Consider the following 15358-nt stretch of genomic DNA (forward strand, 5'->3'; position numbering starts at 1 on the left):
GCGCAATACGGCCTGCGAAGGCGATTAATTGAGTAGATTACCGCATATTTCAGCTAAACGCGATGCGTATGGCAAAATATATTTAAATCGTTCTTACGCTGTGCGAAGCGCGAGGTATGGCGCCTAATTATTAGTTGATTGTGATATTTTGATCTTTTCTATGTTGTTCTAGCCAGCCATTTTTGAATTCTGCGTGGCAGAGATGGAGGCCAAATTTGATTGTTAGTATATTTGATGTATTCTGGATCATGCATAGCGTATTTGCTTCGAAACAGTAATGAAGTATCTGGATATGGTTTAAAATCAGGTAATTTATAAAGTTTCATAGATCTTGCATACGGCAGCATTCTTTGCATAAGCCAAGTGGAAAGCTCAATCTGGTTGAACATTATGCTGTGAAAACTTTCGAGCGATGTTCCGAAGTTTGCATCAGCACAATTAACCTCGAAACTTTTTAGTCTTGAATTATATATTTGGAAAAAAGAAATGCATTCTGCTATGCTACTCGCAGTTTTTGGTTTTGAAACTGGAATTAAATTTGCCAAGGTATTTATGTGATTTTCTGAATAAGACTCATATAGTGAAGTTGTAACGGGCTCATAGTGTGTCTCTCTAGCCATATTCTTAAATTCAATATAATCGGTTTCTAATTTTTCAAAATTACGGCCTAGCGCTTTATGTAATTCAGAAATGGCATAATTTGCGGTTCCCTTTGCAAACCAAAGTTTACGTAACCTGTCATCTTTCCTGTGTAGCAAAATGATGAATATTGTTGCAAAGGCGGCTAATCCGGCCAGTAAGGTTTGAAAGTCATGTATCCAGTAACCCATGCCTCTTAAAATTCCGTCGCGCCAGTAATCCACTTTTAACTCCCTAAATGAAGTTTAATAACCTAGGTGAAAAATTGCAGTTATCTTTGAATTCAATTGAGTGATGCGTTGCTAGCGCAATAACAATTTATTTCAGGCACTTAAACTCATATACTTTTTCAACATAACGTCCATCTCTTCTTGCGTCATCAAGGACAGGGGTATCATTTGCATTCCCCGAAAATTCCCCCATATTCCCCCTATGACCAATTATCCTTTTGAACGCGGGCCTGTTTATCCGGCCGGGACATTGCTTGAATATAATTTCATGGGCGGGCTGCGCCATTTTGGGATTGCGACGGGATATGGCACGGTGATTCACAGCTCTCGCCGTCTGGGCGGGGTTCTGGAAAGTGACTTTAACGAGTTTTCCGACGGGCGTTCCGTGCGGGTTGTGCCGCTGGTTTATCCGGTGAGCGGGGCCGAGCTGGTTGCCCGCGCCCGCGCGAAAACCGGGCAGCGCTATAATGTACTGACCCGCAATTGCGAGCATTTCGTCACTTGGGTTCTGGAAGGCCGTCCAAGATCAAGACAGCTCGGCCCGCTGAGCCGCTAGACACGGCGTCATTTGGCATGGACAGCCGCGCAAATTACGCGCCGGCGCTGATCGCTAACCACCCGATATAAGCGCCATAAGCCGTTACCATTACCGCGCCTTCAATGCGCGTAATCGTCCACCGCGTTACCGCAAAGACGGTGAGAGCCAGGGCCGCGCCGAGCATCACCCAGATGTCGACCGCCATTATATCGGCCGGAATGTTGATGGGCTGAACGAGTGAAACCGCGCCCAGAATAAAGAAAATATTGAAAATATTGCTTCCGATAATATTGCCAAAGGCGAGGTCGGATTGTTTCTTCACCGCAGCGATGACGGAGGTGACAAGTTCGGGCAGGGATGTTCCCACGGCCACCACAGTCAGTCCGATTATGGTCTCTGATATGCCCATAATCGTGGCCAATTCGATAGCGCCTTTGACCAGAAATTTAGCCCCGAATATTGTCAGGCCAATCCCTATAATAACTAAGGCGATGTGACGCCAAAGCGGCGCGGATTGAGCGCGATCAACCGTCTTCGCAAGAGTGGCCGGAGCCGTAATGGGCGCTGCGCTCTCCTGCCGGTAAGCAAAGCGGATATAGCCCGCGAGCAGAGCGATAAATATAGCGCCAGTGAGCGCCGTAATCTGGCCCAGAAATGACGCTCCGATCAGCGCAAAGGTCGCCAGTAATAAAACAACGATGTCTCTGCGAAATGTACGGGGGTCTACAGCAAGCGGCGTTATAATGGCCGTAATGCCCAGAATGAGGAGAATATTCGCGATATTGCTGCCTACAACATTGCCGACTGCAATGCCCGGAGAGCCGTCAAGCGTGGCTTGGAGACTGGTTACAAGCTCAGGCGTAGACGTTCCGAACCCCACCAGTGTCAGGCCGATGAGCAAGGGGGATACCCGATATTGCCTGGCCACAGCCACCGCGCCGCGAACAAGCAGTTCGCCGCCGGCAACGAGTAGGATAAGTCCAAAAATCAGTAATAACCAAATCATGATGGCTCCCGCAACACGCCGTACCGGTCAGACAATTCTGATTGCCGCGATGACGGCGCGTTGCCAAATTAGCACATAGCCTTAGCCCTGACCTATAATATTACGCTTAATATGGGGCTGTGCGGGTGAATTTTTCGCGCTGTATATTAGGCCCTTTTCAAGGCTAAGTGCCCTAAGACCCCAACGCCCACGCCCGCGAGCATGATGGGCCAGTCGATAAATACGGCGAGGCCGAGCAGCACCGCGCCCGGAAGGTCAACTGTGCGGTTAAGGGTTTGGGGCTGCACCATTAATATCTCTATTTATTCGATGCATATTTACTTAAATGCTGAAGGGTGCCGCTTCGCGCAAGGTAAACCTTGCTCTGCGCGGCGCACCCCATAATCGATTCACTGGATCGATTATGACGCTGCGCCCATCTGCCCCTGATGGCGCAATTTCGCGTCGGCCAGGACGCAGGCCAGCATGGCTTCCATAACGGGCGCGGCGCGAATGCCGACGCAGGGATCGTGGCGGCCTTTGGTGATGATATCGATCTCTTCGCCGTCCTTGGTGACGCTGCGCACGGGGGTTAGGATCGAGCTGGTCGGCTTAATCGCCATGCGCGCCACAATCGTGTCGCCATTGGAAATACCGCCGAGAATACCGCCGGAATTATTGGATAAAAAGCGCGGCTGGCCCTTATCGCCCGCGCGCATTTCATCGGCATTGTCCACGCCGGTCATTGCGGCGCTGGCAAAGCCCGCGCCGATTTCGACGCCTTTGGCGGCGTTGATCGACATTAATCCGGCGGCGATTTCTGTGTCGAGCTTGCCGTAAACCGGCGCGCCCCATCCGGCGGGAACGCCCGTGGCTTCAACCTGCAAAACCGCGCCAACGCTATTGCCGGATTTACGCAGCCCGTCCAGATAATCCGCCCAGACAGAGGCCATTTTCGCGTCGGGACACCAGAACGGATTATTGTCGATCTCGTCCCAATCCCAGCGCTCGCCATCGACCATATGTTCGCCGATTTGGATGAGGCAGGCCCGGATTTTTATGCTGTCGCCCAGCACTTTGCGCGCGACGGCGCCCGCCGCGACGCGGCTTGCGGTTTCGCGCGCGCTTGACCGCCCGCCGCCGCGATAATCGCGAATTGCGTATTTGGCGTCATAGGTAAAATCAGCATGGCCGGGGCGGTAACGGTCACGAATCTCGCTATAATCTTTGCTGCGCTGATCGGTATTTTCAATCATCAGGCTAATGGGGTGACCTGTCGTGCGCGGCCCGTCCGTGCGCTCGTCTTCAAAGACGCCGGAGAGGATTTTGACCGTGTCCGGCTCTTTGCGCTGCGTCACATATCTGCTCGTCCCCGGACGGCGCGCGTCCATAAAAGGCTGAATATCTGCGGGCGATAAGGACAATCCGGGGGGACAGCCGTCAATCACCGCGCCAATGGCCGGGCCGTGGCTCTCGCCCCATGTGGTGACGCGAAATAAATGTCCGAATGTATTATGGCTCATAGTGGCGGGTATAGGCGGGAACGCGCGGAGGGGAAAGGGTGTTATAAACCAAAATATGCCGCTCACCCCGTTGAAAAACGGGGTCCATCACCGCAAGCTGTACTCTTGATAAAAAATTCGGGAGATGGATCCCAGCTTTCGCTGGGATGAGCGGGTTTGGAGTAGGGTCGCTACCCCGCGCGCCGACTGGTGGCCCGTACCCGCACGCGGCGTTTAAGGCTCTGCTCGGGGCGGGGGGTCAGCACGTCATAGGCCGCTTTGGCCTCGAGAAAGGCGGCGGCATTGCCGTAAGGGCTGTCGGGATGCAACAGCTTGGCCTTGGCGCGCCACGCCGCGCGGATTTGCGCCTCGCGGGCATGGGGCGTCAGCCCTAAAATCCTTAATGCACGCGCGGTCATCATCTATACACTCTCATCTATACACTCCGGCTTAAGCGTATAATGTGGGCTAAGAAAATTAACGCCACGCTAACCCTGTTGCGAAGTCAGTGAGACTCTATGCCAAAATCCGTAATACCGCCGTCGCCCTCTGCCAAAGACTACACGCAGGATGACACTTACCGTGCCGTGCAAGAGGCCAATGCACGCCCTATTTTCGACCGCGATGACCCGATCGCTTTGTTCGAAGAGTGGATGGGCGAAGCGCGCGTGGCAGAGCTTAATGACAGTAATGCGATGGCGCTCTCGACGGTAGACGCCTCGGGCCGGCCTGATGTGCGCATGGTCTTGCTAAAGGGCGTGGATGCGCGCGGATTTACGTTTTATACCAATTCAGGCAGCGCAAAGGGCGAGCAGCTTTCAGGCAACGGCGCGGCGGCATTGTGTTTTCACTGGAAAAGCCTGCGCCGCCAAGTGCGCGTGCGCGGGCCTGTCATGAAAGTCAGCGACGCTGAGTCGGATGAATATTTCGCCTCGCGGGCGCGGGGCAGCCGGATTGGCGCGTGGGCGTCTGATCAAAGCGAGCCGGTTAAGTCCCGCGAGGCGCTGGAGGCCGCGGTTAAAGCCGCGCAGGCACGCTTTGAGGGTGTTAAGGACATACCGCGCCCTGATAACTGGTTTGGCTGGCGCGTGGTCCCCATGCAGATCGAATTTTGGCGCGACCGGCCTTACCGCCTGCATGACCGCTTACTATTTTCCCGTGAAGAGCCCGGCTCGGGATGGGACAAAATGCGGCTCTATCCCTGACGAAGAGGCTCTGTTATCAAAACGAAGTTTTAAAGCCCAATAATCTAAAGGATGAAGCGTGGAAAAAGTTAAAGCGTTAATGCGAATTCTGGCCTGGGTTGTAGTCATCGGCTTGCCGCTTTATTTTATGATTGCAGCATGGGGCAGCCGCTTCGGCCTGTTTGAATGGAAATTCGGCTTTGGCAAAATGATTTTTGCCTGGGGCCTTCCGCTCATGGTGGCCTCTCTTATTATCGGCGTTATTGCGCTGGTTACGTCATTTTTGCCAGTGCGTCGCCGGGGCGCTATTCTTGTGGCCATCCTCGCCATTATTATCCCGGTCGGCGCCATGGCTTATGCCAATAATTTCAAAACGATTGCGGGATCACTTCCGTTTATTCATGACGTGACGACAGATAGACAAGACCCGCCTATGTTTAGCCAAACTATGCTGGATATGCGCGGCGCGGGCGCAAATTCTCCTGATTATATAGGTAAAAAAGACCCTCGCGGAACAGAGCTGGTCAGCGTGCTGCAAGCCAAAGGCTATCCGGATATCGCACCGCAAAACTTTGCCGCAGGACCGCAAAAGGTGTCCGCCGCTGCGGCCATGGTTATGCGCGATAATTACGGCGAGATAAATATGGTTCAAGGGGGCGGCGAAACGACCCTTGAGGGCACGCATGAATCGTTCTGGTTTGGATTTAAAGACGATGTCATCATCCGCGTTCGCGGCGATGGGAATGGCGGAAGCATTGTCGATATGCGCTCACTATCTCGCGTTGGCGGATCGGATGTCGGCGCCAATGCCGCGCGTATCCGCATGCTGCAAACCCAACTCGATAAAATTGTAGACTGAGGCTGGATCCTATCATGAAAAAGATTTTAATGAGCGCCGCTGCGGCGTTTGCATTTTCAGCTGCGCTGACAGATTGCGCTCCTGTTGATGAGACGCAGCGCAAAGTCACGCAAGAGCAGCGTGCAGCCGGCGCTTATAGCGAAAATAATCTGAACGAAATCGCCAGAGAATATGTTAATCTCGGTCTGATTTTCGGTAATTTTGATAAGCATTATGTCGATGCCTTTACCGGTGATCCGGCCATGCGCGAAGCGGCTAGAAACAGCGCCATGACCCTTGGCGAAATTCGCCAGAGCGCAGACGCTTTGCTGGATCGTGTTGATAAAATTGCTGATATCGGGCCGCAAGGCGTCGACCCGATGACGAAAGCACGGTTCGCTCTTTTGCGGGGCGATGTATTGGCCATGCATACACGGGCGCGTATTCTTCAAGGCGAGACACTCACCTTCGATGAGGAAACCCGTCTGATCTATGACGCTGTCGCTCCGCATTACAGTGAGGCTGACTTTGCCGCCGCCCGGGCGCAATATGACGCCGCGCAAACCAATAAAGACGATAGCGACACTGCGCCGACAAATGTTATTCCCGGCGATAAAGTCCGCGACGTCATGACGGCTGCGATTGCGCAATGCCGCGCGCGCACCGCCGCACATTATGACCTGCCGGACGGCGAAAACTTTGATCTGGCTTTTGTTAAAGACAAGCCGTGGAGCGCTTATAATTGGTATAAAGGTGACTACCGTAGCCTGATCGAAGTCAATCAGGATGTGCCGCTGACCATAGACCGCGCGCTGGATCTGGGCTGTCACGAAGGCTATCCGGGTCACCATGTGTTTAATATTCTAAGCGAAGATATCCGCATCAATAAGCTCGGTTGGCCCGAAGCGCAGATTATTGCGCTGTACAGTCCTTCTGCGCCGCTTATGGAAGGCTCCGCCAATTATGGATTAGAGCTTGCCTTTCCGGGGATTGAGAAGGCCCGGTATGACGCTGATGTCCTTTATCCGCTGGCCGGATTAGCGGCGCCGACAAATGTTGTCGAGCCGGACCCTGAGCTGGCCAGGGCGCGCAATGTGCTGTCCAATGTCAGCATTCATGTCGCCCGTGAATACCTGGACGGGCGCTTTACCCGCGAAGAAGCAATTGCGTTTTATATGACATATGGCGATCGCAACCGCGCCCGCGCCGAACAGGGCCTGTCCTTTATCGAGACCTATCGCGGCTATATCATCAACTATACGCTGGGACAGGATGTCGTGCGCGACTGGGTACAGATGCGCGTCGATGGCGGACAGGACCGCTGGGAGGCGTTCCGTCACATATTGGATATTCCCGTAACCGTCGGTCAATTACAGGCGGAACTCGCGGATAAATAAGCCCTAGCTTTTCGCTTTCTTTTTTGGCTTTGGCTTTGGCTTGTTTTTACCGTCTTTGAATAAATGCGGGTTTTTACTGACAAAACTGTCAAGCGTCGCGCCGAGAAAACTTCCGCCTGACGTGCGCAGGTATAACCAGCCGGCCAGCGCGCCGATAAAGGCGCCGCCTGCATCAACGATAAGGTCTTGCATGGTATCATCCAGGCCGTCTTTTTGCATATTCAGGCCAAACCATTGATCCATCGCATATTCGAAAATTTCCCACAGGCCGCCCATAGCCATGGCGAAACTGAAGGCCATAAGCGCGAGGAAAATAGGCGGGGCCGCAATGCGCTTGCCACGTAGTAAGAACAGCACAATCAACATGCCGATCAGCGCAAAGCCGATAGCTGATCCCGTATGCAGAACCGTATCCCACCACCAATATTTTTCGTAAAAATCGCCCACTTCACCGAGAAAAACCGTGGCCACGAAAAACGCGACAATCGCGCCCATAAATCCGGCCGGAATGTTAATCTCGGCCCAACTGGAAAATATAAAGGGCAGGAGCGTTAGGCCGAATACAACAGTGGATAGAAAAACAAGGTTCCAGCTTTGCGTCCATATACCGCTAATCAAGGCAAAGGCCAAAATTGCCCAACTCACATAGGTAATCCAGCTTTGCTTGGACTTGATAAGCTCTGTGGTCTCTTTGATATTGTCTTTGGTTTTTTCGTCCATGTGATCATCCTTTTCAGATGTATCACATTGTGTTGCGCGCAGGCGCAAGACTAATTTTTATACCGTGTCGATAAAAATGGTGCCGTTAAACAGGAAAGTAATTGCTGTGCAGGCCGGCTGCGTCGTCGCAGCGCGCGCGGCCTGTCTCGACCAAATGAATGAGATGGGCCAAAACGCTATGGGCGGCGGCCGGATAAAGCCGCTTGTCGATATAGGCATAGAGTTCAGGGACGATATCCATAATCTGGCTGCGACCGCGTGATAGCGAGTCCAATATTTGGGCCTCGCGTGTGTGGCGGTGGTCGATATAGGACTGAACGAATGTCTGTACGTCGCGAATAGCCGGCCCGTGAGTCGGCCAGATGATATCAAAATTGCGCTCAAGCACGCGCTCTAGACTGCGCAGATAATCCGCCATATCGCCGTCCGGCGGGCTGATGACCGTTGTCGACCATCCCATAATATGATCGCCGCTAAACAGCAGGTTTTCCTCATTCAGGGCGTAGCACATATGATTGGAGGTGTGGCCGGGTGTATGGAGGGCCTCAATCGTCCAATCCCGACCCTTGATGAGGTCGCCATCGGCCAGTTGAATATCAGGCTTGAACGACAGATCGTCTCCGGCTTCAAAACGCGTCTTGCCATCTTGGGGCGAGGGGCTCTGCAGGCCATACCCATAGACTTTACAGCCATGCTTTTTTGCGAGCGGGGCGGCGAGCGGGCTATGGTCGATATGGTGATGGGTTACCAGAACATGGCTGACTGTGCAGCCCTCGAGCGCAGCGTCAATCGCGGCCATATGGGCAGGGCTTGTCGGGCCCGGATCAATCACGCAGACCTCGTCCGTCCCGACAATATAAACGCCGGTACCGGTATAAGTGAACGGGCCGGGATTATCGGCCACAACCCGGCGCACGAGCGGGGAGAGTTGCGCGGGCTTTCCATACTCAAAGTCGAATGATTTTATAAAGTTTATGCCGCTCATTTTGCCTCTCCAGTTCTGCTCTTTTTCTCTATGAGCGTTTTTATGTGGCGCTTCAGCGCCTTTGCCAAGATGTCCGTGCTGCGCAGTTTTTCTTTCAGCGGTAAAATAGCGGGCGGGCCCATATCGGTTTTATTGACATCGACGACGTAGATGCGCCCGTCTGCACGGTCGCGCAGTACATCTATACCTCCAAAATCAAGCTTCATCTTAGCACAAAACTCTGACAGCTGTTCGCGTTCGGTTTGTGATAACCAGTCTTTTGGATCCGCAATTTGGCAAGACGCATTATCATTAGCGAATCGATTGCTGACAGGGCGTCGCTTTACAAAGATGAGCGCGATGTCCCCGCCGATTGTGGCGCACCGTAAGTCGACAACCTCTTGCCCTTGCATATTATCGATCAAACGCTGGTAAACCCGGCCGGGGGAAGATGCGACGGGGCCGGTGACGATGCCGCCGTCATGCGCGCCGTTTTTCTCGCTCTTACAGACCATAGGGCCGGTATGTAATGATGGCGTGACAGTCAGGCTGTACCCAAACACCGACTCGAATACAGCCGCGACTTTTGATTTGGAAATATCGGTGCAGTCTGCATTTATGCCCGGCAATATATCCTCGAATTCCGGCGCGGCGCTCTCGCGAGTTGCGTCCTCAAAATAAAAGACGCAATCGGCTTCGTCAGGACGGGCATAAATGTCGATATTGGCGCGGCGGGCGGCTGCCCAGAATACATACCAGGCCCGCGGCGGGGCAGGGCGGCAATAGATGTAAAATGCGGGGCGCTTGACCGTCTGGGGCAAGGCCCGCGCTTTTTCGCAGACATAAAATAGAAACCAGCGCAGCACGCTTCGGGTATTGCTCCTACTGATAGGAACATATGTGTCGGTTGCGCGCACATAGACGCAGCCGCGGTCGATTTGGAAATCTGTCCACCAGGGTCTCATGTCCGCTCTTAACGGCGCTTGGCCGCGACGCCAACCTTAACACGGTCACGTCGCCATCATAATTGAGTGAAGTCTATTCGACGCGGCGCACGCGAATGCCGGGCCCGGTACCGTTGACCTGTGCCAGAAAACTGCCAATTGCGGCTTTGCGAATATGAAGCTGATTATCGTTTCCCCGCGGCGCGCGGCGCAGGCTGCGGCCGTCAACCTGTTCCCAGACCTGACCGTTTTCCGTATAGAAGATATAATCGCCACGGGCTTTGGTTTTGGTGCGCGTGATCGCCACAATGGTCACATCGTCTTTGGCGTCATCATCCCCGCCAAACGACGGAAAGCCCAATTTGGGCAGGCTGGGAATATTAAATCCGAAACTGTCACGCTTAATACCCTCAGCGGCCTCACGGTCAATCGCGACCAGATCCCCGGTCTCCTGAGCCTGCTCCACTAGGCCTACGCCGGCATCATAACAGGCCAGTCGCGCGCCGTCATTCGTAAGCTCTTTACATTTATAAAGCTGCGTCAGCACTTCGGGTGTCGGGGCCGATATCTGCGCGACGGACGGCGCGGACAGACCGAGAAGGCTGGCGGAAAGAGCGATGACGGCAAAACGCATATAATCTCCAATGCGGCTAAATTCTGATGATGAGACAACACCACCATCCCCACCCGGGTCAATGTCTATCTACAGAGCAGATTTATACGAATTGCGCCCGAAAAGGGCATGAATTGTGCCGTACATAAGGCAAATCTTAAGACTTTGGTACATTTTTGCAACATGTGGCGGCTAATCGCATCATTTGTGACAATTTCGTTACATATATACTTGAATAGAATTGGCGCTGGGGATACTCCCCGCGCAATGGCTCGAAATCCAATCCGAGTCGATACTTTGAATCTATGAGAAACGCTCATAGGTGAAAACAAACCAATTTAAGGGGTTTATATAGTGACTACTCTCAACAAAAAGCGTCTATTTATGACGACACTGTTGTCCGGCGCGTTCATCGGCAGTTTTGCCGTTCCCGCCATGGCACAGGATGCAGGCAATGACGAAATCGTCGTAACAGGTTCACGGATTAAGAAGAAAGACTTCACATCCAACGCTCCTGTCGCCACCGTAGAAGCGGCTCAATTCGAGCGCACAGGCTCTGTGAACACAGAAAACCTGCTGAACACATTACCGCAAACTGTCCCGGGTCTTGACCGTACGTCAAACAACCCAGGTAACGGCTCTGCCACAGTCAACCTTCGCGGTCTGGGTTCCAACCGGACGCTGGTTCTTGTGAATGGACAGCGCGCTGTACCGTTCTCGTCGGCCGGCGTTGTTGACCTGAACACTATTCCGATTGCCCTCATCTCAAGTGTCGAAGTTCTCACAGGCGGCGCATCCTCTGTATATGGTGCTGACGCTGTTGCCGGTGTTGTCAACTTTATCTATAATGACAGCTTTGAAGGTCTTGAGGCCAATCTTGGTTATCAGATGACTGAACAGGGCGATGCTGGTCTGTTTAACGCATCCGTTACAATGGGTGCTAATCTTGATGGTGGCCGCGGTAACGTGGCTTTGAATGTAAGCTATGCTAATCGTGAGTCTCTGCTCCAAGGGGACCGTGAATTCTCACAGACGGCATTGTTCGACGACGGCAATGGCGGCCTTATCCCTGGCGGTTCATCCGGTGTTCCCGGTACGCGCAGCTTCAATGGGTATACTTTTCCCGATGGGACTGTTGCCACGGGCACGTTTAATCCCGACGGATCAATTCGTCCGTTTGTAACAGCCGGCGCGGTTAATGACTTCTACAACTATGCCCCTGTAAACTTCTTGCAACTGCCTCAAGAGCGCATCGCATCCACAGCTTTGGCCCGTTACGAAATTAACGAGCATGCTGAAGTTTATGGTCGTTTTAGCTTCTCAACAAATGAAGTTGACTCAGAATTGGCGCCAACGCCGATCTTCCAATCGTCAACCTTCTCTTTGGATGGCAACCCTTTCCTTCCAGCGGCAACCCAGCGAATTATCTCTGCCGGTGCTGGTGACGGCGTTGATACAGATGGTGATGGCATTGACGATACAGCGACAAGTTTCTTTGGTCGCCGTCTTGTCGAAGTCGGTAACCGTCAGTCCGTTGACACCAACCAGTCCCTTCAAGCTGTATTCGGTATCCGCGGCGAAACTTGGATCGACGGATGGGATTATGACGTTTCAATGTCCGAAGGCCGCACATTACGCTCTCAACAGCAAAATGGTAACGTAAACCGCTCTCGTTATGATGCCGGCCTACTTTTGGCTGACGCTGATGGTGATGGTAACGTTGATCTTGACGCTAACGGCAATGCTACGTGTGCTGCTGATCCGGGCGGATCAACTGTTGCTTGTACGCCGATGAACATTTTCGGTGCAGGCAATATTTCTGAGCAATCTGCGGCTTATCTGCGTACAGCGGCGAATGCGCGTGCGACATTTGACCAAACAGTCGTTCAGGCTAACTTCTCTGGTGATCTCGGTGGTTTTGAAGTCTTCAATGCCGGTTCAATCGGCGCAGCCTTCGGTTTCGAATATATCGAAAATCAATTTGACTTCTCTCCGTCTCAGGATATTGCAGCGTCAACAATCGCCGGCTTTAACGGTTCTCCGGCTGTAAATGGTAAATATGACGTTTACTCTGCCTATGGTGAGCTTTCCGTTCCTTTGGTTCGGGATATGCCCTTCGCACAGTCTATCACATTGGATCTGGCTGGTCGTTTGTCCGATTATTCCACGACCGGTAAGTCAAACACTTATAAAATCGGTGGTGATTGGGCAGTTAATGACCAAATCCGTTTCCGCGGTAACTACAACACAGCGGTTCGTGCACCAAACATTGGCGAGCTTTTCTCCCCTCAAGGCGAAAACTTCCCGGGCGGTAGCGATCCATGTGCGGCTGAAGGTAATCCTAATGCGGCGACGACCGCAATTTGTATCGCAACTGGTGTTCCCGCTTCTGTTGTTGGCTCTCCCAACATCAATGCTATCTCCGGACAGGTTCGTACCCTAACCGGTGGTAACCCCAATCTGCAAAATGAAGAAGCTGAGACCTTTACAGTTGGTGCCGTCTTTACGCCGACATTTGTTTCCGGCCTGACCCTCTCTGTCGATTACTATGACATCAAAATTCAAGATGCGATCGCTGAATTTGGCGGCGGTACTAACAATGTTCTGTCAACATGTTATACTGATCCGGCCGGCGGCGTTGGTTCGGCGTTCTGTAATGCGATTACGCGCCGTGGTAACGGTTCAATCGACAATGTCTCTCTTCTGAGCCAGAACGTTGCGGAAATCACGACCAAAGGTATTGACGTTGCCGCGAACTACTCCATGGAAACTGCTGATGTGTTCGGCAACGACTTTGGCGCGCTGCGCTTTACGTATCTCGGTACATTTGTTGAAGAAAACGACTTTGTTGCTTTTGACGGCGCTGACCCCATTGAGTGCGCGGGTAATTTCGGCGTTGATTGTGGAACACCGGATCCGAGTTATCGTCACCGTTTGACAACCATCTGGGATACAGATCGTTTCTCAACACAGCTCGCATGGCGTTTAGTCGGTGAAGTTGATGACGACGATCCTAGCGCAATCAACACTGTCGAATCTATTGACACAACACATTACTTTGATGGGTCAACAACCTTTGATGTGTCTGATAACCTCGCGTTCACGTTTGGTATCAACAACATCTTTGATGAGAGCCCGCCCGTTATTGGTGACAATGATCAGCAAGCCAACACATACCCTAACCAGTATGACGTCTTTGGACGGACTTACTTCCTGAACGCGAAAACGCGCTTCTAGTCGTAAGCTTGCTTATAAAGTTTAAAAGGCGGGCCTCTTGGCCCGCCTTTTTTATTTGTGGTTGCATGACCTGCCCCGGATTGGATATGGGACAATATGAGCAGTCTCGACACAATTTTGAAGCAAGCCCAATGGGCTGCCGCTCAAGGAGCTATCTCCGATGCCATTTCAATTTTAAATGCCGGACTGAAAACGCATGTAAATTCCGTCGTTTTGCTACAGTTTAAAGCAGGCTTGCAGTGGCAAAGCGGAGATTTGTTTGGCGCGCAAGACAGTTTGGCCGCGCTTATTCAAACCCGCGCACTGCCGACCCTGCAAACCGATCTTATGCAGGCTAAATTATCCTGTGATCTGCTTGATTATGATTTTGCGCTCCGCGCCATTCAGGCGCCTCTCGCCGCATCTCCCGCAAATCCGGATGTTGCGCTGACGGCCTATCGAATCTTTTTAACACAAGGCCGTTTAGACGCTGCCGCGCAGAGTCTAGATAATGCGCTTGCACAGACCCAAAACAACGCAGCGCTGATAGCCGCCCGGCTCAATTTGCCGCTCCCGCAAGGTGGCGGTTTTGTAAAAAAAGCTGAACATATTGCAGAAAGACTAAGCGACGAAGATCTGCAAAAGCCGCTCATATTGTTCTCACTTGCCCGTTATTTCGATAAACAGGCCGATTATGTCCGGGCGTGGGAGCTGCAAGGCCGCGCCAATAAACTTCTCGCTTTGCAGAGACATGTCGATATGAGCCTAGAGGCATCAGATGCGCGGATCAGCAGCCTAACACGGCGTGCAGAGCGCGCTAATTTGCTGGCCGACTCCTTGCCGGGTCTGCCGAAGTCTCCTCAAGAGCATATATATATGATGGGGGCGGCGCGCAGCGGAAGTTCACTTATTTTGTCAATTCTTGCGTCTCTTCCCAATGTGGATAGTGCAGGGGAGAGAGCCGCATTAACGCCGCACCTTAATGCGGTTTGCGATGCGCCGGATAAGGCTTTTACCCCGGAGCAACAGCGGGGTCTTGAAAAGTCTGATAGGGCCGGATTAGCCCGTATCGGAAAATCTGAGACCCGCCACATCATAGATAAGACGCCGCATAATTTTTTCATCGCGCCTCTTATCTCTAAAATTCATAGCCATTCGCGTTTCCTAAATGTGCGCAGAAGCTGTGGGAATGTGGCTATATCACAATTGTTTCACCCGTTAACTGCCGTGTTTCCTGAGACATATACACTTTCTGGCGCGCTCGGTGTTTTGGCGTTACGCAAGCGCCTTGTAGATCAGTTCAAAGCGGCCGGTCTGGATGTTGTGGATATAGACTTTGATGCCTTTACGCTCAATCCGGCAGCCAACGGCAAAGCTCTGGCCCAATCGCTCGGACTTGTCTGGGATGACCGCGCCGTTAATGATCCGTCGGCGCGGTCTCATGTGCCGACGTTCAGCGCCGCGCAAATTCGCAAACCTATCACTGCATCTGACACTGCGGCGTGGCAAAGGTTTCTCCCCGCAATGAGTGATAAAGAGCGCGACGGGATAACCGCATTGTCTGAACATACAAATTAGACAGATTAAG

The 15358-nt window shown here is 52.5% G+C and carries 15 protein-coding genes; 6 read left to right on the top strand and 9 right to left on the bottom strand.

What is annotated here, in order from left to right; translation table 11 throughout:
- Positions 1-158: 158 nt before the first annotated feature.
- Complete coding sequence (locus H142_RS0100250) at positions 159-863, bottom strand: hypothetical protein (protein ID WP_156811835.1); 705 nt, start codon at positions 861-863, stop codon at positions 159-161.
- Between the two features lie 208 nt (positions 864-1071).
- Here H142_RS0100250 and H142_RS13690 point away from each other — a divergent pair, with 208 nt between their 5' ends.
- Positions 1072-1425 (top strand): lecithin retinol acyltransferase family protein, encoded by a 354-nt coding sequence (locus H142_RS13690; protein ID WP_017930083.1) that lies wholly within the window; start codon positions 1072-1074, stop codon positions 1423-1425.
- Positions 1426-1459: 34 nt separating this feature from the next.
- Here H142_RS13690 and H142_RS0100260 read toward each other — a convergent pair whose 3' ends face one another.
- From H142_RS0100260 to H142_RS0100275, 4 genes are all read right to left on the bottom strand, one after another.
- A complete protein-coding gene (locus tag H142_RS0100260) occupies positions 1460-2413 on the bottom strand; it encodes a calcium/sodium antiporter (RefSeq protein ID WP_017930084.1) in 954 nt (317 codons plus the stop codon).
- Positions 2414-2559: 146 nt separating this feature from the next.
- Positions 2560-2703 (bottom strand): hypothetical protein, encoded by a 144-nt coding sequence (locus H142_RS16730; protein WP_017930085.1) that lies wholly within the window; start codon positions 2701-2703, stop codon positions 2560-2562.
- Positions 2704-2814: 111 nt separating this feature from the next.
- On the bottom strand, positions 2815-3915 hold the full coding sequence (aroC, locus tag H142_RS0100270; RefSeq protein WP_017930086.1) for a chorismate synthase: 1101 nt from the start codon (positions 3913-3915) through the stop codon (positions 2815-2817).
- Between the two features lie 170 nt (positions 3916-4085).
- Entirely contained in the window at positions 4086-4316 is a 231-nt protein-coding gene (locus H142_RS0100275) for a DnaJ domain-containing protein (protein ID WP_017930087.1), read from the bottom strand.
- A 96-nt stretch (positions 4317-4412) separates the two neighbouring features.
- Here H142_RS0100275 and pdxH point away from each other — a divergent pair, with 96 nt between their 5' ends.
- From pdxH to H142_RS13695, 3 genes are read left to right on the top strand one after another with little or no spacing between them, the layout of a single operon-like run.
- The gene (pdxH, locus tag H142_RS0100280) at positions 4413-5099 is read left to right on the top strand and encodes a pyridoxamine 5'-phosphate oxidase (protein ID WP_017930088.1); all 687 of its coding nucleotides are present in this window, start codon (positions 4413-4415) and stop codon (positions 5097-5099) included.
- Between the two features lie 58 nt (positions 5100-5157).
- A complete protein-coding gene (locus tag H142_RS0100285; RefSeq protein WP_017930089.1) occupies positions 5158-5937 on the top strand; it encodes a DUF1499 domain-containing protein in 780 nt (259 codons plus the stop codon).
- A 14-nt stretch (positions 5938-5951) separates the two neighbouring features.
- Positions 5952-7313 (top strand): hypothetical protein, encoded by a 1362-nt coding sequence (locus H142_RS13695; RefSeq protein ID WP_017930090.1) that lies wholly within the window; start codon positions 5952-5954, stop codon positions 7311-7313.
- A gap of 3 nt (positions 7314-7316) precedes the next feature.
- Here the strand turns inward: H142_RS13695 and H142_RS0100295 are convergent, their stop codons facing one another.
- From H142_RS0100295 to H142_RS0100310, 4 genes are all read right to left on the bottom strand, one after another.
- Positions 7317-8033, bottom strand: a complete 717-nt coding sequence (locus H142_RS0100295) for a hypothetical protein (RefSeq protein WP_017930091.1) — start codon at positions 8031-8033, stop codon at positions 7317-7319.
- Between the two features lie 85 nt (positions 8034-8118).
- Complete coding sequence (locus H142_RS0100300) at positions 8119-9018, bottom strand: MBL fold metallo-hydrolase (RefSeq protein WP_017930092.1); 900 nt, start codon at positions 9016-9018, stop codon at positions 8119-8121.
- Complete coding sequence (locus H142_RS13700; protein ID WP_017930093.1) at positions 9015-9962, bottom strand: ATP-grasp domain-containing protein; 948 nt, start codon at positions 9960-9962, stop codon at positions 9015-9017. The genes H142_RS0100300 and H142_RS13700 overlap by 4 nt, the downstream gene beginning before the upstream one ends.
- 73 nt (positions 9963-10035) lie before the next feature.
- On the bottom strand, positions 10036-10575 hold the full coding sequence (locus H142_RS0100310) for a hypothetical protein (RefSeq protein ID WP_017930094.1): 540 nt from the start codon (positions 10573-10575) through the stop codon (positions 10036-10038).
- Between the two features lie 363 nt (positions 10576-10938).
- Here H142_RS0100310 and H142_RS0100315 point away from each other — a divergent pair, with 363 nt between their 5' ends.
- A complete protein-coding gene (locus tag H142_RS0100315; RefSeq protein WP_017930095.1) occupies positions 10939-13791 on the top strand; it encodes a TonB-dependent receptor domain-containing protein in 2853 nt (950 codons plus the stop codon).
- Between the two features lie 96 nt (positions 13792-13887).
- A complete protein-coding gene (locus H142_RS0100320) occupies positions 13888-15348 on the top strand; it encodes a tetratricopeptide repeat-containing sulfotransferase family protein (RefSeq protein ID WP_017930096.1) in 1461 nt (486 codons plus the stop codon).
- The last annotated feature ends 10 nt before the right edge of the window (positions 15349-15358 follow it).

Source organism: Robiginitomaculum antarcticum DSM 21748 (assembly GCF_000365025.1).
In the GTDB taxonomy this organism is placed as follows: Bacteria; Pseudomonadota; Alphaproteobacteria; order Caulobacterales; family Maricaulaceae; genus Robiginitomaculum; species Robiginitomaculum antarcticum.

Coding starts and splice junctions, on each gene's coding strand:
- H142_RS13700 (WP_017930093.1), bottom strand. CDS start 9,962: ATGAGACCCTGGTGGACAGATTTCCAAATCGACCGCGGCTGCGTCTAT.
- H142_RS0100310 (WP_017930094.1), bottom strand. CDS start 10,575: ATGCGTTTTGCCGTCATCGCTCTTTCCGCCAGCCTTCTCGGTCTGTCC.
- H142_RS0100260 (WP_017930084.1), bottom strand. CDS start 2,413: ATGATTTGGTTATTACTGATTTTTGGACTTATCCTACTCGTTGCCGGC.
- H142_RS0100275 (WP_017930087.1), bottom strand. CDS start 4,316: ATGATGACCGCGCGTGCATTAAGGATTTTAGGGCTGACGCCCCATGCC.
- H142_RS13690 (WP_017930083.1), top strand. CDS start 1,072: ATGACCAATTATCCTTTTGAACGCGGGCCTGTTTATCCGGCCGGGACA.
- pdxH (WP_017930088.1), top strand. CDS start 4,413: ATGCCAAAATCCGTAATACCGCCGTCGCCCTCTGCCAAAGACTACACG.
- H142_RS13695 (WP_017930090.1), top strand. CDS start 5,952: ATGAAAAAGATTTTAATGAGCGCCGCTGCGGCGTTTGCATTTTCAGCT.
- H142_RS16730 (WP_017930085.1), bottom strand. CDS start 2,703: ATGGTGCAGCCCCAAACCCTTAACCGCACAGTTGACCTTCCGGGCGCG.
- H142_RS0100315 (WP_017930095.1), top strand. CDS start 10,939: ATGACGACACTGTTGTCCGGCGCGTTCATCGGCAGTTTTGCCGTTCCC.
- H142_RS0100320 (WP_017930096.1), top strand. CDS start 13,888: ATGAGCAGTCTCGACACAATTTTGAAGCAAGCCCAATGGGCTGCCGCT.
- H142_RS0100295 (WP_017930091.1), bottom strand. CDS start 8,033: ATGGACGAAAAAACCAAAGACAATATCAAAGAGACCACAGAGCTTATC.
- H142_RS0100300 (WP_017930092.1), bottom strand. CDS start 9,018: ATGAGCGGCATAAACTTTATAAAATCATTCGACTTTGAGTATGGAAAG.
- aroC (WP_017930086.1), bottom strand. CDS start 3,915: ATGAGCCATAATACATTCGGACATTTATTTCGCGTCACCACATGGGGC.